Annotated in this window: 1 protein-coding gene; it reads right to left on the reverse strand. The window is 62.2% G+C overall.

Going from position 1 to position 445, the window contains the following annotated elements; all coding sequences use genetic code 11:
- Positions 1–22: 22 nt before the first annotated feature.
- Positions 23–445 (reverse strand): DUF2300 domain-containing protein (locus J5M71_RS28535; RefSeq protein WP_207839017.1); only part of this gene is annotated, 423 nt, incomplete at its 5' end.

Consider the following 445-nt stretch of genomic DNA (forward strand, 5'->3'; position numbering starts at 1 on the left):
GTGGATAACGGAGTGTCATGGTCTATTCCAGCAAAAGGTGACGGGCGAGCCCTTCGATGTAGGTTTCATCCTGGCCGTTGGGGTGTGCTTCGAAGGCCAGGTGCAGATATTCATGAGTCAGGTCGAGGCGATCCTGCAGGATCAGCACGCCGCGCACATAAATGCGCTGACGCTCACGGTCGACGAAGGGCCGGCCGAAGGCGAGTTTGCATACGGCGAAAGTGCTGACTTCGTTGTAGCCGGTTTCGCTTTCAAGCCTCGGACGCCAGCCGCGCCGCTGCTTCTGCAGCCAGTCTTGCGCGGCGGGCAATGCGTCGCAGGAGGCGACCGGGTTGTCCCAACGGCTGAGGCTGGCGCGTGGATAGGCGTGCAGCAGAATCGCGTCGTAACGTTGGCCGGCGTTCGCTTGCTCGACGGCTTGCTGCCAGGCGAGTTTGTCCGGGCC

This window comes from Pseudomonas sp. 43(2021), assembly GCF_017490805.1.
In the GTDB taxonomy this organism is placed as follows: domain Bacteria; phylum Pseudomonadota; class Gammaproteobacteria; order Pseudomonadales; family Pseudomonadaceae; genus Aquipseudomonas.